Annotated in this window: 17 protein-coding genes and 1 riboswitch; of the genes, 7 read left to right on the forward strand and 10 right to left on the reverse strand. The window is 65.1% G+C overall.

The annotated features are described in order from the left end of the window. Window positions 1–86: 86 nt before the first annotated feature. The gene (gene oiaX, locus LB524_RS03360) at window positions 87–1,337 is read left to right on the forward strand and encodes a 3-oxo-isoapionate-4-phosphate decarboxylase OiaX (protein WP_224523654.1); all 1,251 of its coding nucleotides are present in this window, start codon (window positions 87–89) and stop codon (window positions 1,335–1,337) included. 2 nt (window positions 1,338–1,339) lie between these two features. Next, window positions 1,340–2,668, forward strand: a complete 1,329-nt coding sequence (locus tag LB524_RS03365; protein WP_224523656.1) for a four-carbon acid sugar kinase family protein — start codon at window positions 1,340–1,342, stop codon at window positions 2,666–2,668. A gap of 17 nt (window positions 2,669–2,685) precedes the next feature. Here LB524_RS03365 and LB524_RS03370 read toward each other — a convergent pair whose 3' ends face one another. Further along, window positions 2,686–3,225 (reverse strand): Lrp/AsnC family transcriptional regulator, encoded by a 540-nt coding sequence (locus LB524_RS03370; RefSeq protein ID WP_015318952.1) that lies wholly within the window; start codon window positions 3,223–3,225, stop codon window positions 2,686–2,688. Window positions 3,226–3,273: 48 nt separating this feature from the next. On the opposite strand from LB524_RS03370, the gene LB524_RS03375 reads away from it, so the two are divergent. From LB524_RS03375 to dhaL, 4 genes are all read left to right on the forward strand, one after another. Continuing rightward, a complete protein-coding gene (locus tag LB524_RS03375; RefSeq protein ID WP_224523677.1) occupies window positions 3,274–4,449 on the forward strand; it encodes an MFS transporter in 1,176 nt (391 codons plus the stop codon). 101 nt (window positions 4,450–4,550) lie between these two features. Next, a riboswitch (FMN riboswitch) is annotated at window positions 4,551–4,695 on the forward strand. 77 nt (window positions 4,696–4,772) lie between these two features. Continuing rightward, window positions 4,773–5,246 (forward strand): 6,7-dimethyl-8-ribityllumazine synthase, encoded by a 474-nt coding sequence (locus LB524_RS03380; RefSeq protein WP_140715170.1) that lies wholly within the window; start codon window positions 4,773–4,775, stop codon window positions 5,244–5,246. A gap of 75 nt (window positions 5,247–5,321) precedes the next feature. Next, window positions 5,322–6,329, forward strand: coding sequence for a dihydroxyacetone kinase subunit DhaK (locus tag LB524_RS03385; RefSeq protein ID WP_140715172.1), 1,008 nt, complete (start codon window positions 5,322–5,324; stop codon window positions 6,327–6,329). Window positions 6,330–6,339: 10 nt separating this feature from the next. Next, the gene (gene dhaL / locus LB524_RS03390; RefSeq protein ID WP_140617403.1) at window positions 6,340–6,975 is read left to right on the forward strand and encodes a dihydroxyacetone kinase subunit DhaL; all 636 of its coding nucleotides are present in this window, start codon (window positions 6,340–6,342) and stop codon (window positions 6,973–6,975) included. On the opposite strand, the gene LB524_RS03395 is transcribed toward dhaL, so the two are convergent. The 3 genes from LB524_RS03395 to LB524_RS03405 are packed head-to-tail and all read right to left on the reverse strand — an operon-like array spanning window position 6,972 to window position 9,003. Beyond that, window positions 6,972–7,412: an RpiB/LacA/LacB family sugar-phosphate isomerase gene (locus tag LB524_RS03395; protein ID WP_015318957.1), complete on the reverse strand. Its 441-nt coding sequence runs from the start codon at window positions 7,410–7,412 to the stop codon at window positions 6,972–6,974. The two genes, dhaL and LB524_RS03395, sit on opposite strands and share 4 nt — an antisense overlap. Window positions 7,413–7,437: 25 nt before the next feature. Continuing rightward, window positions 7,438–8,196, reverse strand: a complete 759-nt coding sequence (locus LB524_RS03400) for a triose-phosphate isomerase (RefSeq protein WP_224523680.1) — start codon at window positions 8,194–8,196, stop codon at window positions 7,438–7,440. Between the two features lie 36 nt (window positions 8,197–8,232). Beyond that, entirely contained in the window at window positions 8,233–9,003 is a 771-nt protein-coding gene (locus tag LB524_RS03405) for a DeoR/GlpR family DNA-binding transcription regulator (protein WP_224523683.1), read from the reverse strand. Between the two features lie 271 nt (window positions 9,004–9,274). Between LB524_RS03405 and fba the strand changes: the two genes are divergently transcribed. After that, a complete protein-coding gene (gene fba, locus LB524_RS03410; RefSeq protein ID WP_224523686.1) occupies window positions 9,275–10,339 on the forward strand; it encodes a class II fructose-bisphosphate aldolase in 1,065 nt (354 codons plus the stop codon). Window positions 10,340–10,393: 54 nt separating this feature from the next. Here the strand turns inward: fba and LB524_RS03415 are convergent, their stop codons facing one another. Genes LB524_RS03415 through LB524_RS03440 form a run of 6 tightly spaced genes read right to left on the reverse strand, consistent with a single transcriptional unit; the run spans window position 10,394 to window position 17,791 of the window. Then, the gene (locus tag LB524_RS03415) at window positions 10,394–11,335 is read right to left on the reverse strand and encodes a sugar phosphate isomerase/epimerase family protein (protein WP_224523689.1); all 942 of its coding nucleotides are present in this window, start codon (window positions 11,333–11,335) and stop codon (window positions 10,394–10,396) included. A gap of 48 nt (window positions 11,336–11,383) precedes the next feature. Then, a complete protein-coding gene (locus LB524_RS03420) occupies window positions 11,384–12,901 on the reverse strand; it encodes a glycerol-3-phosphate dehydrogenase (protein ID WP_140617409.1) in 1,518 nt (505 codons plus the stop codon). A gap of 46 nt (window positions 12,902–12,947) precedes the next feature. Then, window positions 12,948–13,988, reverse strand: a complete 1,041-nt coding sequence (locus LB524_RS03425; protein ID WP_181177807.1) for a 2-hydroxyacid dehydrogenase — start codon at window positions 13,986–13,988, stop codon at window positions 12,948–12,950. A gap of 10 nt (window positions 13,989–13,998) precedes the next feature. After that, the gene (locus LB524_RS03430) at window positions 13,999–15,552 is read right to left on the reverse strand and encodes an FGGY-family carbohydrate kinase (RefSeq protein ID WP_224524018.1); all 1,554 of its coding nucleotides are present in this window, start codon (window positions 15,550–15,552) and stop codon (window positions 13,999–14,001) included. After that, complete coding sequence (locus tag LB524_RS03435; protein ID WP_224523692.1) at window positions 15,552–16,676, reverse strand: ABC transporter ATP-binding protein; 1,125 nt, start codon at window positions 16,674–16,676, stop codon at window positions 15,552–15,554. The genes LB524_RS03430 and LB524_RS03435 overlap by 1 nt, the downstream gene beginning before the upstream one ends. Beyond that, window positions 16,673–17,791 (reverse strand): ABC transporter ATP-binding protein, encoded by a 1,119-nt coding sequence (locus LB524_RS03440; protein WP_224523694.1) that lies wholly within the window; start codon window positions 17,789–17,791, stop codon window positions 16,673–16,675. Before LB524_RS03440 ends, LB524_RS03435 begins: the two co-directional genes overlap by 4 nt.

A 17,791-nucleotide genomic window follows, 5' to 3' on the forward strand; every position in this document is an offset into this window, starting at 1 on the left:
TTTCTTGCAATACTTATGTACTCATTATACCAGATTTCCTGCGCGACGAAACTTTTTTCGAACCCTTTTCGAGCGGCCGACCGACCATGATCACGCTTACCTATCGCATCGAAACCCCTGGCAGCATCGAGGCGCTGGCCGCCAAGATCGCCAGCGACCAGTCGACCGGCACCTTCGTCGCGCTGCCGGGCGAGACCGAGGAGCTGAAGGCGCGCGTGGCGGCGCGCGTGCTGGCGATCCGGCACCTGCCGGATGCCACGCAACCCTCTCTCCCGGGATCCGGCAGCGGGCCCTTCCGGCGCGCCGATGTCGACATCGCCTTCCCCTTCGACGCTATCGGCACCGACCTGTCGGCACTGATGACCATTGCCATTGGTGGCACCTATTCGATCAGGGGCCTGTCCGGCATCCGCGTCATCGACATGAAGCTGCCGGAACAATACCGGGGTGCCCATGCGGGTCCACAGTTCGGCGTTGCGGGCAGCCGCGGGCTGACCGGTGTCGAGGGCCGCCCGATCATCGGTACCATCGTCAAGCCGGCGCTTGGTCTCAGGCCGCACGAGACGGCCGCGATGGTGGGCGAACTGATCGAGGCCGGCGTCGATTTCATCAAGGACGACGAGAAGCTGATGAGCCCTGCCTATTCGCCGCTGGCGGAGCGGGTGAAGGCGATCATGCCAGGGATTCTCGACCATGAGCAGAAGACCGGCAAGAAGGTGATGTATGCCTTCGGCATCTCGCATGCCGATCCCGACGAGATGATGCGCAACCACGATCTTGTGCTCCAAGCCGGCGGCAATTGCGCGGTCGTCAACATCAACTCGATCGGCTTCGGTGGCATGGCTTTTCTGCGGAAGCGTTCCGGCTTGGTGCTGCATGCCCATCGTAATGGCTGGGACATTCTCACACGCCACCCCGGCCTCGGCATGGACTTCAAGGTCTGGCAGCAATTCTGGCGGCTGCTCGGCGTCGACCAGTTCCAGATCAACGGCATCGGCTCGAAATATTGGGAGCCGGACGATTCCTTCATCCGCTCCTTCGAGGCAGTGACGACGCCGCTGTTTTCATCAGACGATTGCGCGCTGCCCGTGGCCTGCTCGGGCCAATGGGGCGGCCAGGCACCCGAAACCTATGAGCGCACCGGCCGCACGGTCGACCTCCTCTACCTCTGCGGCGGCGGCATCGTCAGCCATCCGGACGGACCCGGTGCCGGCGTGCGGGCCGTGCTGCAAGCCTGGCAGGCGGCGGTCGAGGGCATTGCGCTGGCGGACTATGCCCGCGATCACATCGAACTGGCCCGATCGATCGAAAAGTTCGGCGACGGCAAGGCAGCATGAGCATGGCCGCGCAAAACCTGCTCCTCAGTTATTATGGCGACGACCTTACCGGTTCGACGGACGTCATGGAGGCGCTTGAGCTCGGCGGCGTTCCGACGGTGCTGTTCATGAACCAGCCCGATCCGTCCTTGCTGGCGCGATTTTCGCATTGCCGCGCGGTTGGATTGGCGGGCACCAGCCGAAGCGAAACGCCGCAATGGATGGAGGAAAACCTGACGCCGGCCTTCGAATGGCTGAAAGGCCTCGGGGCGGCGATCTGCCACTACAAGATCTGCTCTACCTTCGATTCCAGCCCGGCGGTCGGCAGCATTGGCCGCGCCACCGAAATCGGCAGGCGTATTTTCGGCCGAGCGAGCGTGCCGATGGTGGTCGGGGCGCCGCAGCTCAAGCGCTACACCGCCTTCGGCAATCTCTTCGCGGCATTCCGCGGCGCGTATTTCCGCATCGACCGGCATCCGGTGATGAGCAGGCATCCGGTGACGCCGATGGACGAGGCCGACCTGCTCATCCACCTTTCGCGCCAGACCAGCCTAAGTTCCGGTCTGGTCGACCTGGCGGCGCTGCAGGCGAACGATCTCGCGCGAACGGTCGACCAGGTCCTGCAAGACAAGGACATCGTCCTGTTCGACGTCGATAGCCTCCAGACTCAGCGGCGGGTCGGCGAACAGCTTTGGCGCATCCATGAAAAGGGCCATGGTTTTGTCGTCGGATCCTCCGGCGCCGAATATGCCTTGCTTGCCGAGTGGGCCGCCAAAGGCATCGTGTCGGGGCATGCGGCATTCGCGTCGCCCGGTCCGGTGGATCGGCTCGCCGTGGTGTCGGGCAGCGTCTCGCCCACCACGGAAAAGCAAATCCGCCACGCACTCGCCCACGGGTTCGACGGTATTGGGATGGATGCGATGCGGCTGGTCCGCGAGGGCGCCGGCGAAGCGATCGAGCAGGCGGTCGCGGCCGGGCTGGCGAGCCTTGCCAAGGGCCGCAGCGTCATCCTCTACACCGCGCTTGGTCCACAGGCCGATCGCGGTGCCGAGATCGACCGGATCGAGGGCGCCCGCAATACGCTCGGGCGGGCACTGGGGACCATCCTGCGCCGTCTGATCGCCGAGCAGAAACTCAAGCGCGCGGTGATCGCCGGTGGCGATACGTCCAGCCACGCGCTCGGACAATTGGCCATCGACGCGCTGACCGTGCGCATGCCGTTACCGCAATCGCCGGGATCTCCGCTCTGCGTCGCCCATGGCGGCGGTGAGATCGATGGCCTCGAAATAGCGCTGAAAGGCGGCCAGGTCGGCACCGACGCCTATTTCGAGACGATCCGGCTGGGAAGCTAAGCGACGAGCCAAGCCGTTCAATACAACGGCTTGCCCATGTGCTTCGGCGTCGGCCACTGCGCCGTGATGCCGGGTTGCACCGGCCGTTCGAGGTAGGTCGCCAGAACCACGTAGCTGCGCGTCGAGGTGACGCCGGGTGTCTCGTAGAGACGCAACAGGAGGCCTTCGAGCGCCTTGGTGTCCTCGGTGCGCACCTTGAGTAGTACGCATGTATCGCCGGCGACGGTGTGGATCTCCTCGACCTCGGGATATTCCGAGATCGCCATCAGTTCAGGGGTCTTGCCCCAGCCGCTGGTGTCTATGTGAACGAAGGTGAGCAGCGGCTTTCGCACCGCGTTGGGATCGATGATGGCGGCCGTGTTGCGAATGGCGCCGCTGCGCCGAAGCCGCTTGACGCGCTCGTGCGCTGCCGGCGGCGACAGGCCGACGCGATCGCCGAGTTCGGCATAGCTGACGGTCGCGTCTTCGACGAGAACGCCTAATATTTTTCGGTCGGTCGCGTCGACATCCCGGGCCGCCGGCCTGTTCCGCGGAATGCCATCTGTTTCTTCATCCATAGCGGTATTCCCGATTGTCACGGAATTTAATACGGCCATTATGATGATATGTCGAACAACGATCAAGCTACAGCCTTGGGCGCGGACACCAGGCCGCCCATCCCGGCCCTCGCTTATCTCTTGACCGGGTGCATCGCCGTGATCGGCTCGAATTCGCTTGTGCTAGGCCCGATCGCTCCGGCAGTGGCCGTGTCGTTCTCGACCAGCGTCCCCATGGTGATGATGGCGGCGGCCGCGTTCGGCCTCGGCACATCCGCGAGCGCCCTGTTCCTGGCACGCCATATCGACCGGCTCGGCGCGCGGCGGATGCTGCAGGCGGCCTTGCTGCTGCTGGCATTGGCCTTGGTCGCCAGCGCGGTCGCGCCAACGGTGAGCGCGCTGGTTGCCGCGCAGCTTGTCGCTGGGATCGCCGCTGGCGTCGCCATGCCGGCAATCTATGCCAGTGCCGCGGCCATCGCCCCGCCTGGGCGGGAAAGCGGCACGATCGGCGTGGTGCTGACCGGGTGGACGCTCAGCATGGTGGCCGGCGTTTCGCTGTCGGCGGTGCTTGCCGATCTCGTGCACTGGCGCGCCGTCTTTGTCGCCGTGGCCGTGCTGGCGGCGCTGGCGCTTGGCGGCCTCAGCGCATCGTCGCTCCCGGATGTCCGGAAGGCCGGACCGGCGCCCGCCCCGCTGGCGGCGTTGAACATCCCCGGCATTGTGCCGCTTCTCATCGCATGCGGCGCCTTCATGACCGCCTTCTACGGTGTCTATGGCTACCTTGGCGACCACCTCCACAGCGGGCTGGGGCAGCCGGTCAGCGCCAATGGGCTGGCGGCCCTCGCCTATGGCGCGGGATTTGGCACGGCGGCGCTCTTCGACGGCATCATCGACCGGCTGGGCGCCCGACGCGTCATGCCCTTTGCCTACCTTCTCGTCGCCATCGTCTACGTGGCGATCGCCGCGACCAGCGGCAGCTATGGCTTGACGCTCGCCATGGTCGCCGCCTGGGGGCTTGCCAATCATTTCGGGCTGAACGTGCTGGTGATGCGCCTGTCGGCGCTCGATCCGTCGCGACGGGGCACGATCATGGGGCTGAACAGCGCGGTGACCTACCTCGCGGTGTTCGTCGGCACCACCGGCTTCGGGCCGCTCTATTCCGGCTTCGGCTTCGCCACATGCGCGGCAGTTGCGGCCTTGCTGATGCTGATTGCCGCTGGCGCGGCGGCATGGCGCACACGCTAGAACGATCCGCCTGTTGCATTGCTCCAGTCGGCAAAACGTGATTGGCCAAGGGCACCTGCTGCGTTGACAGCGGCCCCACCATCCTCCCATACAAAGCGCGTTAATGTTCTCAGGGCGGGGTGAAAGTCCCCACCGGCGGTAACGGCTTCGGCCCAAGCCCGCGAGCGCTTTCCGCTATCGGAGAGGTCAGCAGATCCGGTGTGATTCCGGAGCCGACGGTTACAGTCCGGATGAAAGAGAACGAAACGGAAGACGGACCGCCCCGGCGGGCCGCATTTCGTATCGTGCGTCCTGATTCTGGTTCGAAACGGAAGGATGGACCCATGAATCAGCATTCCCACAAAGACTATGAAACAATCCGCGTCGCCGTCATCAGGGCGCGCTGGCATGCCGACATCGTCGACCAGTGCGTGCAAGCCTTTGGGGCGGAACTGGCCGAGATTGGCGGCGGACGCTTTGCCGTCGACATCTTCGACGTGCCCGGCGCCTACGAAATTCCGCTCCATGCCAAGACGCTTGCCGGGACCGGCCGCTACGCCGCGATCCTCGGCACGGCATTCGTCGTCAATGGCGGCATCTACCGGCACGACTTCGTCGCCAACGCCGTTATCGACGGCATGATGAACGTGCAGTTGTCGACCGGCGTGCCCGTGCTTTCGGCGGTGCTCACGCCCCACAATTTCCACGACAGCACCGAGCATCATCGCTTCTTCTTCGAGCATTTCACGGTCAAGGGGAAGGAAGCGGCAAACGCCTGTGTGCAGATACTCGCCGCGCGGGAAAAGATCGCGGCCTGAAGCGGCGCTGCCGGGGTGGAAATCCCGGTAACGGGCTGTAGTATCCCGGAAAATACTGAGTTCGGGAGGATGCCGGTGCAGACCAAGAAGATCATCAATGACGGCAACCGTGCCGTCGACGAAATGCTCGAAGGGATCCTGGCCGCGCATCCTCGCCATCTCGGGAGCGTGGACGGCAGTCCGCGCTCGATCATCGCCCGCGATGGACCGAGGCCCGGCAAGGTCGGGCTGGTGATCGGCGGCGGCTCCGGCCACGAGCCGACCTTTCTCGGCTTTGTCGGCAAGGGGCTGGCGGACGCGGCGGCTGTCGGCAACGTCTTTGCCTCGCCGCCGCCCGATCCGATCCTCGAATGCACCAAGGCGATCAGCGGCGGCGCCGGCGTGCTGTTCATGTACGGCAACTATGCCGGCGACGTGATGAATTTCGACATGGCGGCCGAGATGGCCGCCATGGACGACATCGAGGTGCGCACGGTGCTGACCACCGACGACGTCGCCTCGGCGCCGCGTGACCAGCGGCGGAAGCGCCGTGGTGTCGCGGGTAATTTCTTCATCTTCAAGGCGGCCGGTGCCGCCTGCGACCTGATGCTCTCCCTCGACGAATGCGAGCGCGTCGCGCGCAAGGCCAACGACCGCACCTTCACGATGGGCGTGGCACTGTCGCCCTGCTCGCTGCCGCAGACCCGGCGGCCGAATTTCGAGATCGGCACGGACGAGATGGAAATCGGGATGGGCATCCATGGCGAACCCGGCATCGCCCGCGGCAAGCTCGGGACCGCCGACGAAATCACCGACGAGATGCTGGACAAGATTTTCGCCGAGATGGCGCCGAAGCGCGGCGACAAGGTCGCGGTGCTGGTCAATTCGCTGGGTTCGACGCCGCTGATGGAGCTCTACATCATGAACCGCCGGGTCAAGCAGAGGCTCGACGCCATCGGCGTTTCGGTCCACGCGACCTGGGTCGGCAACTACTGCACGTCGCTGGAAATGGCCGGCGCTTCGGTGACGCTTTTCCATCTCGACGAAGAATTGCAGGCGATGCTCGACCACCCCTGCGACTGCGCCATGTTCCGTGCCGGCTGAGGAGCGCTCCATGACCATCGCCGCGTTCGACCTGAAAAGAATGTTCGATGCGATCGCCGTGGCGATGGAAGCCGACAGGGACCGGCTTTGCCAGCTCGACGGCGTCATCGGCGACGCCGACCACGGCATTGCCATGGCGCTCGGGTTCAACGCCGCGCGCGATGCTCTGGCATCGCTCGACCTTACGGCGGCCGAGCCGACCGCGCTCCTCAACGCCGCGGCGAAATCGTTTCTCAATGCCGTCGGCGCGTCCTGCGGCCCGCTCTATGCCACCGCCTTCATGCGCGCCGCCGCCGCCGTCAAGGGCAAGGCGACGCTGGCGGATGCCGATGTCGTCGCGCTGCTGCAGGCCATGGCGCAAGGCATCAAGGATCGCGGCAAGGCCGAAACCGGCGAAAAGACAATGGTCGACGCCTGGCAACCGGCGGCGGAAGCGGCCGGCGCCAGCAATGCAGCAGGAAAAAACCTTGCCGAAAGCCTCCAGGCCGCTTTTGCCGCCGCCGAGCGCGGCGCGGAATCGACCAAGGACATGATCGCCGCCAAGGGCCGCTCGTCGCGGCTCGGCGAGCGCTCGCTCGGCCATATCGATCCCGGTGCGGCTTCGGCCGTCACCGTCATCGGTGCGATGCGCGACAGTCTCGCTTAGCCCTTCGCCGCGTCGAGCTTGTCGATCGCCTGGACGTTGCCGGCCGACGGTCCCTTCTCGTCGAACTCCGAGGCCAGCCAGGTATCGACAATGGCCTTGGCGAGTTCCGGGCCGATGACGCGGGCGCCCATGGTGATGATCTGGGCGTTATTGGATTTCGCCGCGCGTTCGGCCGAATAGGTGTCGTGGGTGAGTGCGGCGCGGATGCCCGGCACCTTGTTGGCCGAGATCGAGACGCCGATGCCGGTGCCGCAGAACAGGATGCCGCGATCGTTCTCGCCGTCGACGATCGTCTGGGCAAGTTTCCGCGACAGATCGGCATAGAAGCCGGCCTGGCTGAGGTCGCTGACGGTGAGCCCCGGCTTGGTCGCCAGATGCGCTGATATGACGTCGAGCAGCGGCTTGCCGGCGCTGTCGGCTCCAATGGCTATTTTCATTTTTTGTCCTTTCCAGTTCGATGATTCAGATGGCGGCCGACGCGCGGCGCAGGATGTCGATGTAGCCTTCGGCCTGCCAGGCCGAGCGGCCGATGAACAAGCCGTCGATGTTGGGCTGGGCGATCAGTTCCGCGGCATTGCCGGGATTGACGCTGCCGCCATAGAGCACCGGCGGCACGGACGGCAGCAGACCCCCCGCGACCTTCTTGATCAGCGCCTGCTGCTTGTCGGCATAGTCGGAACTGGCCGGAATGCCCTTGTCGCCGATCGCCCAGACCGGCTCGTAGGCGAACAGGATTTTTGCTCCCCTCGCCTCGCCCTCGAGGAATTGCAGTGCACCGTCGACCTGGCTGGTCAGCACCGCATCGGCCTTGCCGCCTTCGCGCTCGGCCAGCGTCTCGCCGACGCAGATCAGCGGTATCAGTGCGTGCTTGACCGCCGCCGCCGTCTTCAGCCCAACCGTGCGGTCGGTCTCGCCGAAGTGCTCGCGCCTTTCGCTGTGGCCGAGTTCGACCAGGTCTAGGCCACAATCGTTCAGCATCACCGGCGAGATCTCGCCAGTCCAGGCGCCGGCGTCGGCCCAATGCATGTTCTGCGCGCCGACCTTGACGCGCGTCGTCGACAGCGCCTGCCCGACCTCTCGCACCGCCGTGAAAGGCGGGACGACGAAAGGCTGGATGCGATCGTCGAAAGCCGCCACGAAGCCGGCCAGTGCGCCTGCAAAATCAAGCGCCTCGACGAGCGTCTTGTTCATCTTCCAGCTTGTACCGACCCAGTAAACCACGCGTACACCCCTTGATCCTCAATCCCTGTTTGATCGTCAATCCTTGTCGGCAACCACCCTCAGCGAGACGCCAGCCGCATCCAGCGTGTCGCGCATCCCGGGCTCCGGCTCGCGCCCGGTGAAGACGGCGTCGAAAGCCTTGAGATCGGTCAGGAAATGCAGCGCGCTGCGGCCAAACTTGCCGTGATCCACCAGCAGATATTTGCGTGTCGCCGCGGCCATCATCAGTCGCTTGGCCTGCACCACTTCCTGGTCCTGATGGAAGGCGGAGGCGCCATGGATGGCGGACGACGACAGGAAGGTGACGTCGGCACGCAGCGACCGCAGCGAAGCCTCGGCGAGCAGGCCGAAGAAGCCGTGGAATTTCTTCGAGTACTGGCCGCCGAGCGCGATCAGGTTGATGCCCGCGGCACCGGCCAGGTCCTGGATGACGGCGAGATTGTTGGTGATCACCGTCAGCGGCCTGAGATCGGCGAGATACCGCGCGATACCGCCCGCGGTCGAGCCGTCGTCGATGATGACCGTCTGGCCGGGTTCGATCATGGTCACGGCCGCCGCCGCAAGGCGCTGTTTTTCCCCGATCGCCTGCTTCTGCCGGTAGCGGAAATCGCTTTCAAAAAGGCTGCTCGGCTGGATCGAGGCGCCGCCGCGCACCTTGCGCAGCAAACCGCTCTCCTCGAGCTCGTCGAGGTCGCGATGCACGGTCATCCTGGAGACGCCAAAGCGGGAGGCAAGATCGTCGACGCTCGCCGCGCCGGCGTCCACCAGGAAGTCCATAATGCCTTGGCGTCTGTTGTCGCTCTTCATTCTCGCCGACCCGCCAACGCAGAACCCTGGCTCCTTGATCGAACGAAGATATAACAGATATGATCGCATAGGTATCATGATTTTTGTGATAATGGGATATTTTCGTGGGATATTTCGCCGGCTTTTATCGCGCCGCTGTAACAAGAATTGCTGCCGGGACGGTCTGTCACGGTTGCGGTTGCGCGGGATTCCGGCCAGAAGCATCGGTGGGCTGAACGATGCGCGGGCGGCCCGCAACCACAGTTCGAAACCAGATACGGGAGACTAATCGTTGGCTCGCATCACACTGAGACAATTGCTCGATCACGCCGCCGAATACGGCTATGGCGTGCCGGCCTTCAACATGAACAACATGGAACAGGGCCTCGCCATCATGGAGGCTGCCGAGGAGACCAAGTCCCCGGTCATCCTGCAGGCGAGCCGCGGCGCGCGCGCCTACGCCAATGACGTGGTGCTGGCCAAGCTGATCGACGCGCTGGTCGAAATCCATCCCGACATCCCGGTCTGCATGCATCTCGACCATGGCAACAACGAAGCCACCTGCGTCACCGCGATCCAGCACGGCTTCACCTCGGTGATGATGGACGGCTCGCTCAAGGAAGACGGCAAGTCGCCAGCCGACTATGCCTATAATTCCAGTATCACACGGCGCGTCGTCGACATGGCGCATTGGGGCGGCGTGTCGGTGGAAGGCGAGATCGGCGTGCTGGGCTCGCTCGAGAGCGGCGGCGGCGAGCAGGAAGACGGCCACGGCGTCGAAGGCGCGATCAGCCACGACCAGCTCCTGACCGATCCGGTGCAGGCCGAGCAGTTCGTGCGCGACACCCATGTCGATGCGCTGGCGGTGGCCATGGGCACCAGCCACGGCGCCTATAAATTCTCGCGCAAGCCCGACGGCGCGGTGCTGGCGATGAACGTGATCGAGGAGATCCACCGCCGCTTGCCGAACATGCATCTGGTCATGCACGGCTCGTCCTCGGTGCCGGAGGACTTGCAGGAGATCATCAACAAATATGGCGGCCAGATGAAGCCGACCTGGGGCGTCCCGGTGGAAGAGATCCAGCGCGGCATCAAGCATGGCGTGCGCAAGATCAACATCGACACCGACAACCGCATGGCGCTGACCGGCGCGATCCGCAAGGTGCTGACCGAAAATCCCAGCGAGTTCGACCCGCGCAAATATCTGACGCCGGCGATGGCGGCGATGAGGAAGCTCTGCAAGGAGCGCTTCGAGCAGTTCGGCACCGCCGGCAATGCGCCGAAGATCAAGCCGCTGCCGGTTTCGGAAATGGCCAAGCGCTACAAGGCGGGCAGCCTCGATCCGAAATTCGCCTGAGTTCGATCCGGTTGCATTTTATGGACAGGAGCCGCATCGGCTCCTGTCTGATTTCTATCCGTCCTTCGGCGAAATCCCCGCCCTGCCGGCGTCGATGAACGGTGCCCAATAATCGACCGACTCGCGGATCATGGCGACCACCTGATGGTCGACCGGCTCGCGCTCGCGGAAGGATAGTTCCAGGCAGATTTCGTTGTCGGTGCCGCCGCCGCGTCGCACCGTCTCCAGCAGCTTCTCAGGCGTGATGCGGCCGTCCTTGTTGTGGGCCGCGGTGAATGGCCAATGGCCGCCCTTGTTCATCGACGATTGCTTGATGTGGATGATCGGGGACTTCAGGGGAAAAGCTTCGGCCCAGGCATAGGGATCGATGTCGGCCGGATTGGAGGAAGTGACGTCGCCATGATCGATGTCGACCATCATCTCCAGCGGAATGGCCATGCCGGCCGCGTCAATCGCGTCCTGCAGCATCCGGCAATTCTCGATCGTGTGACCGAATTCGCGACCGACCGACATCGGCTCCCAGAACAGATAGGTCAGGCCCGCCGCCCGGGCGTGGTCGGCGACCTCGCGCCAGCAGTCCAGCGCGATGTCGAACAGCCTGGCGCGACGGGCGGGGTCGTCATAGTCCCGATGCGTGAAAATGGCGAACTGCGTGCCCATGCCGCCAGCGCCAAGCTCGGCCGAGATATCGGCGAAGGTCTTAAACCAGTCGACATAGTAGCGGCGCACATCGGCATCCGGATGGCCGAAATGGTTCAGCCGGCCATAGGGGCCGGTCATGCCGGAGGTGACGCGCACGCCGGTGCGATCCAAGGCGTTGCGGAACAGGCGGACGAACTTGACGATCGTCGCCGCCGGCCAGCCTGGGTTGACGAATTCATGCGTGAGCTGAACGTCGCGAATGCCGATCTCATAGGCGACGGTATCGATCAGATCGTCCGGCTCGGCGAAGCGGTTGACCAGCGGATTGGTGTTGAGGGAGAGCGTGAAAGCCAAGGTCGCGATCCCTTCAACGCCGGCGCCGAACAGGGGCAATGAGCGTCATCAGCCTGCCCTTGCCTGCCGGCTGGCGCACCAGTGCTCGAAGGCCGACTTCTCCTCGGCGGACAAATGCAGGCCATGCTTGGTGCGCCGTTCGAGAATGTCGGCCGCGTCTTCCGCCCATTCCTGTTCAAAGAGGTAGTTCGCCTCGCGCTCGAAGAAATCCTTGCCGAAGCACCGCCCCAGTGCGGCGAGCGATCGGGCGCCGCCGACCACGGACCGCGTCCTGGTGCCGTAGAGCCGGCCGTAATGCTTGAGCAGCGATGCCGGCATCCATGGATACTCGCTTGCGAGGTTGCCAAGAAACTGTTCGAAGTCGGCATTGGCGATGTCGCCGCCGGGCAGATGCGCCCTCGCGGTCCAGGCTTTGCCCATGCTGGGAAAGAACGGTGCGATCCTGTCCAGCGCATGCTCGGCCAGTTTGCGGAAGGTGGTGATCTTGCCGCCGAAGACGGAGAGCAGCGGCGCCTGCGCGTCCGGCGCGTCGAGTTCGAAAATATAGTCGCGCGTCACCGCGCTCGGATTGTCGGCGTTGTCGTCATAGAGCGGCCGGACACCGGAGAACGAATGGACCACGTCGCCCCGCGCAAGGCCGCGCTTGAAATAGCGGTTGACCACCTTGATGAGGTAATCGATCTCGCTCTCATCCGCCCTCACATCCTCGGGCCGGCCCTCGTAGGGGATGTCGGTGGTTCCGATCAAGGCTAGATCGTTCTGGTAGGGATTGATGAAGATGACGCGCTTGTCGTTGTTCTGGACGAGATAAGCCTGCCTTCCCTCCCAGAATTTGGGCACGACGATATGGCTGCCCTTGACGAGGCGGACGTTGCGCCTGGAGTTCTGGCCGGCAACGCGGTTGACGATGTCGTTGACCCAAGGGCCGGCGGCATTGATCAGCGCGCGGGCCCGTACGCTGGTCTTGATGCCGGTCCTGACGTCGCGCATCTCGACAACCCAGAGGCCGCCCTCGCGGCGGGCCGCGGTGCAGGCGGTACGGGTGAGGACCTTCGCTCCCCGTTCGGCGGCGTCGAGCGCATTGATGACGACGAGGCGGGCATCGTCGACCCAGCAGTCGGAATATTCGAAGCCGCGCTTGAAACTGTCCTTGATCGGCGCGCCCTCGGGCGCGGTGCGCAGGTCGAGCGTCCGCGTGGCGGGCAGCCGCTTGCGGCCGCCGAGGTGGTCGTAGAGGAAGAGGCCGAGCCGCACCAGCCATGCCGGCCGGTCGTCCGGGCTGTGCGGCAGCACGAAGCGCATCGGCCAGATGATGTGCGGCGCCGATTCCAGCAGCACCTCGCGCTCGATCAGCGCCTCGCGCACGAGGCGGAACTCGTAGTATTCGAGGTAGCGCAGACCGCCATGGACGAGCTTGCCCGAGCGTGAGCTGGTGCCTTCGGCGAGATCGTCCTTTTCGCACAGGATGACGGAAAGCCCGCGGCCGGCGGCGTCGCGCGCGATGCCGGCGCCATTGATGCCGCCGCCAATGACGAAGAGGTCGACTATGTCAGGGCCGACGCTCATCTTGCCGTCGCCCCACTGCCTGATTTTCGCATCATGGCCATCGCTCTCAGCACGGATTGACCGGAGGCAGGCCGGCCAGGTAGCGGCGCACTTCCTCGGCGGCCTGCTCGGCGGCATAGGTCACGGTGCGCACCGAAGCGCCGGCGATATGCGGCGTCAGCGTCACGTTGGGCAGCTGCAGCAAGGGCCAGTCCGAGGGCACCGGTTCGACCGCGAAGGTTTCCAGCATGGCGCTGGCGATCTGCCCTGAAACCAGCGCCTCGTAGAGTGCGTCGTAGTCGACCAGCGGGCCACGCGCCGTATTGACGAAGATCACGCCCGGCTTCATCCGCGCGATGGTGTCCTTGCCGATCAGACCGCGTGTCTCCTGCGTCACCCGCGAATGCAGCGTGACCACATCGGAGCGCGACAGGAGGTCGTCGAGCGCAACCAGTTCGACGCCAGCGTTGCGATCCTCGGCGCTCAGTTGCACATAGGGATCGCTGACCAGGACGTGGCAGCCGAAGGCGCGCAGCAGGCGCACCACCTTCGTGCCGATATTGCCGTAGCCGACCACGCCGACGGTCATTTCGCCGAGCTCGCGGCCGGTGCGGTCGGCGCGGTAGAGATCGCCGCGCCATTCCCCCTTGCGCAAGGCCTCGTGGCCGACCCGGATCAGCCGCGTCTCGGCCAGGATGGCGCCGATGGTAAACTCAGCCACGGCAGTGGCGTTGCGGCCGGGCACATTGACCACGGTGATGCCGTGCACCCTGGCCGCTTCCATGTCGATGTTGATCGGGCCGCCGCGCGACACCGCGACCAGCTTGAGCCGCGGCAGGCGCCGCATCATGCCCTCCGACAGGGGCGCAAGCTGGGTGACGAGGATTTCGGCATCGTCGATGAAGTCGACGACCTCGTCGGGATGGCCGAAATATTCCTTGACCTTGTCGAGGCCGAGCGCGGCGTTGCCGAACTCCATCGGCTCGTCGGGCCAGGCCGTCTGCAATGTCCTGATATCGAGGTCGCCACTGGCCACCTTCTCGATTTTGGCGCGAAACACCTCCGGCAGCATGAAGTTGTCGCCAATGATCGCTATTTTCCTCAGCATACTCGACTTCTCAATTTTCCTGCGATGTCGCCATGGCACGCCAGACCGGCCGCAGGGCCTGGTGCGCCAGCATGTAGGACGGGGTCATCCTGTCGTAGATCGCGGCGAGATCCGGGTCGCGCGGCTCGGCCTCGCCGAGCAGCGGCGTCACCCATTCGCCGACGCACTCGTCCATGGAGGCGTATTGGCCGACGCAGACCGCCGCGATCATTGCGGCACCGGCCGCACCGGCCTCCTCGCGCGCGCTGGTGCGCGTGTCGGCACCAATGGCCGCACCCAGGATCTTGCGCAGCGCCGGGCTTCTGGCGGCGCCGCCGGTCAGGCGAATTTCGCGTGGCAGCGGGCCCATGGCGGCGTAGCAATCGCGCGCCGCGAAGGCCAAGCCCTCGAAGACGGCGCGCACCAGATCGGCGTAGCCGTGACGCGACGAAATGCCGACGAAGCCTGCCCTGGCATTGGCATCGACGAACGGTCCGCGCTCGCCGGCTTCCGACACGTAGGGCTGGTAGAGCAGCGAAGCCGGCTGCGAGGCCGCGATCCAGGCATCGACCAGCGCGATCATCTCGCCATTGCTGCGGGTTATGCCTTGCGAGGCGAGGATGCCGGAAGCGAGGCCAAGCACCCAGTCGATGTTGAGCGTCGCCGCCATGTTGGACTGCATCTGCGCGAAGACGCCCGGCGCCGGCATCGCCATCGTATAGCCGGTCGCCGCTTCGTTGAGCTGCACATCATCAGGGGTCTCGGCCAGCCGCATGTGCATGCCGGTGGAACCGATGATCGAGCAGCCGGGCTTGCGCTCGCGGTCGAGGAGGCCGGCGCCGAGCGCGGTGCAGACGACGTCGACATAACCGAGCACGACGGGTGTGCCGGCAAGCATGCCGGTGACTTCGGCGGCGGCCGGCGACAGTCCGGCGCTGTGGCTCGTGCCGTCGACGATCGGCGGCAGCAGGTGCCTGAGATCGGCGACGCCGAGGACGTCGAGCACGTCCCCACTGTAGTCACGGGTGCGGAAGTCGCCGAAAGTGAAGGTCCCTTCGGACGGATCGGTGGCGCGTTCGCCGGTCAGCTTGAAATAGAGCCAATCCTTGCAGTGGAACGCGGTCGCCGCCTTGCCGAGCATTTCGGGCATGGTGCGTTTCATGAAGGCGAACTGCGAGCCTTGCTGGCAGGCGGCGAGCCCGCTGCCGGTCTTCTCGAAGCGCAGCCGGTCATCGGGCCGCGCACGGATTTCCTCGACGACGCCGGCGGCGCGCGCGTCGAGCCAGAGCCAACCCTTGGCCACCGGCTCGCCCTTGCCGTCGATCAGCCAGGTGCCGTCGCCCTGCCCGGTCACCGCGATGGCGACGGTCCGGCTGGCGAGATCGGGCACCTTGTCGGCAAGCTGGCGCAAGGTGGTGGCGGCATCGGCCCATGTGCGGGCCAGATCCTGTTCGGCGCCGCCGCCCGGCAGCGTCTCGTAATGGTTCGGCGTTGCCGCGGCCGCGATCTGGCGGCCCTTCGTGTCGAAAGCGATGGACTTGATGACGGAAGTGCCGGCATCGATGCCTATTAATAGATCGCGCATCATGCGAGCTCCATGCCGTGCGAGATCGCCTTGCCGCTCGCCTGGTCGAAGACGTGCAGGTTCTTCGGATCGATGCTGACATTGATGGGCGCGCCGAGGTCGAGCCGGGTGCGGTCATGCTCCACCAGGACCAGCGAGCCGCCGGCGAAGTCGGCGGCGATGTGGGTCTGGTCGCCGAGCCATTGGTTGGCCGAGACCCTGGCCGGAACACCCTCCTTCGAGCGCCTGACCGCATAGGGCCTGATGCCGATGACCACCCGCTCGCGGCTGAGCAGCTGGTCGCGAACCGGAGTGCTGAAGGCGTCCTTGTCGTAGTCGAGCGACAGCCCGTCGGGCAGCTTGAGACTGATGCGGCCGGCGGTCGTGCCGACAAAGGCTTCGAAGACGTTCATCGGCGGCTCGCCGACGAAGGTGCCGGTGAACAGGTTCGCAGGGCGCTCCTTGATCCGGTCCGGCGTGTCGAACTGCTGCAGCACGCCGCCCTCCATCACCGCGATGCGGTCGGCCAGCGCGTTCGCCTCGGTCTGGTCGTGGGTGACCAGGATCGCGGTCAGGCCGCGTTCCTTGATGAAGTGCTTGATGCGGCCGCGCAGCACGGCGCGAAGCTGCGGCTCGAGCTGCCCCATCGGCTCGTCGAGCAGATGCAGGTCGGCCTCGCGGATCAGCGCCCGGCCAAGGCTGGCGCGCTGCTGCTGGCCACCCGAAATGGAGCTGGGATAGCGCTCCAATATGTCCTCGATCTCCAGCAGCTTTGCGATGCTGGCGACCTTGGCGTCGACCTCGCTCCTGGGCAGCCTTGCGGCCTTGAGGGCAAAGGCCATGTTCTCGCGCACGGTGAGCGGCGGATAGAGCGAATAGCCCTCGAAGGCCATCGCCACATTGCGTTTGACCGGCGGCAAGGTGTGTACCTTGCGGCCGGCGACCGCGATCGCGCCACGCGACACCTCCTCGAAGCCAGCGATCATTCGCAAGGTCGAGGTCTTGCCGCAGCCCGACGAGCCGAGCAGCGCCACGATTTCGCCCTTGCCGATCTCCATCGTCAGGTTCTTGACGGCGTGAACGCCCCTGTCGATCGGGCCATAGAATTTGTCGACGCCTGATATGGTGAGCGCGCTCGGGCTCATGCCGCTTCTCCGTTGCGCAGTTTGACGACATTCCTGGCGCCGATGCGCTCGCCACTCGCCCGATCGAACAGCAGGGCGCTCTTGCCGTCGACGGCGATATGCGCCTTGCCTTCGCTGCGCCCCGGCGTTCCGGCCGGGCGCGAGACCAGGATTTCACGGCCGCGCACGGTGCGCACCAGGGTGACGATCTTTTCGTTGAGCGGCGTCTCCGCCTCGACCGTTACCGGAATGGCGCCGGGTTCGTTTTCGCCAACGAAATGCAGGGCCTCGGGTCTCAGCCCGATGATGCAGTCGCGGCCGATGGCGGCCTCCGGAGCATCGGCGAGATGGACCTGTACGTTGGACAGGCCGACATAGACCCCCCGGGCATCGCGCCCGGGCTTGACGTCGAGCAGGTTGATGGTCGGATCGCCGAACAGCCGCGCGATCTCGACGTTGGCCGGCTCACGATAGATCTGCTCGGGCGTGCCAAGCTGCCTGATGACGCCTTGCGACATCACCGCGATGCGGTCGCCGAGCGCCATGGCTTCCTTGTAGTCCTGGGTAACGTAAACGACGGTGGCGCCGCGATCGGCGAGCAGCCGCGGCAGTTCGAGCCGCATCTCGAAACGCAGCTTGGCGTCGACATTGCGCAAGGGATCGTCGAGCAGAAGCAGCGGCGGCGAACCGACCAAAGCGCGGGCAAGGGCCGTGCGCTGCTTCTGGCCGTTGGAGAGCGCGCGCGGCTTGTGGGAAAGCACATGGCCGATCTTCAACAATTTGGCGACGCTCTCGACACCGGCCTTGATCGCGCTCTGCGACGAGCGCTTGGCCGCCAGCGGCGTCGCGATATTGTCGAAAGCGCTCATATGCGGAAACAGCGCGAAATTCTGGAACGCCATGCCGACGCCGCGGAATTCCGCGTCGACATCGGTCATGTCCTCGCCGCCGATGAGGATCTTGCCTTCGTCCGGATCGATGACGCCGGCGACCAGCCGCAACAGCACAGTCTTGCCGGCGCCCGAGGGACCAAACAGCACCAGCGTTTCGCCATCGGCGACGGTCAGCGACAGATTGTCGAGGACGGTCTGGCTCTTGTAGCGCTTGACGACGTTTCTGAGTTCGAGGCTGGCCAT

It is taken from the genome of Mesorhizobium sp. ESP6-5 (genome assembly GCF_020164695.1).
Lineage (GTDB): Bacteria > Pseudomonadota > Alphaproteobacteria > Rhizobiales > Rhizobiaceae > Mesorhizobium > Mesorhizobium australicum.

Bases quoted from the DNA above. Each gene is read 5' to 3' on its own strand.
- oiaX (WP_224523654.1), top strand. From the start codon at position 87: ATGATCACGCTTACCTATCGCATCGAAACCCCTGGCAGCATCGAGGCG.
- LB524_RS03365 (WP_224523656.1), top strand. From the start codon at position 1,340: ATGGCCGCGCAAAACCTGCTCCTCAGTTATTATGGCGACGACCTTACC.
- LB524_RS03370 (WP_015318952.1), bottom strand. From the start codon at position 3,225: ATGGATGAAGAAACAGATGGCATTCCGCGGAACAGGCCGGCGGCCCGG.
- LB524_RS03375 (WP_224523677.1), top strand. From the start codon at position 3,274: ATGTCGAACAACGATCAAGCTACAGCCTTGGGCGCGGACACCAGGCCG.
- LB524_RS03380 (WP_140715170.1), top strand. From the start codon at position 4,773: ATGAATCAGCATTCCCACAAAGACTATGAAACAATCCGCGTCGCCGTC.
- dhaL (WP_140617403.1), top strand. From the start codon at position 6,340: ATGACCATCGCCGCGTTCGACCTGAAAAGAATGTTCGATGCGATCGCC.
- LB524_RS03395 (WP_015318957.1), bottom strand. From the start codon at position 7,412: ATGAAAATAGCCATTGGAGCCGACAGCGCCGGCAAGCCGCTGCTCGAC.
- LB524_RS03405 (WP_224523683.1), bottom strand. From the start codon at position 9,003: ATGAAGAGCGACAACAGACGCCAAGGCATTATGGACTTCCTGGTGGAC.
- LB524_RS03420 (WP_140617409.1), bottom strand. From the start codon at position 12,901: ATGAGCGTCGGCCCTGACATAGTCGACCTCTTCGTCATTGGCGGCGGC.
- LB524_RS03425 (WP_181177807.1), bottom strand. From the start codon at position 13,988: ATGCTGAGGAAAATAGCGATCATTGGCGACAACTTCATGCTGCCGGAG.
- LB524_RS03430 (WP_224524018.1), bottom strand. From the start codon at position 15,552: ATGCGCGATCTATTAATAGGCATCGATGCCGGCACTTCCGTCATCAAG.
- LB524_RS03435 (WP_224523692.1), bottom strand. From the start codon at position 16,676: ATGAGCCCGAGCGCGCTCACCATATCAGGCGTCGACAAATTCTATGGC.
- LB524_RS03440 (WP_224523694.1), bottom strand. From the start codon at position 17,791: ATGGCCAGCCTCGAACTCAGAAACGTCGTCAAGCGCTACAAGAGCCAG.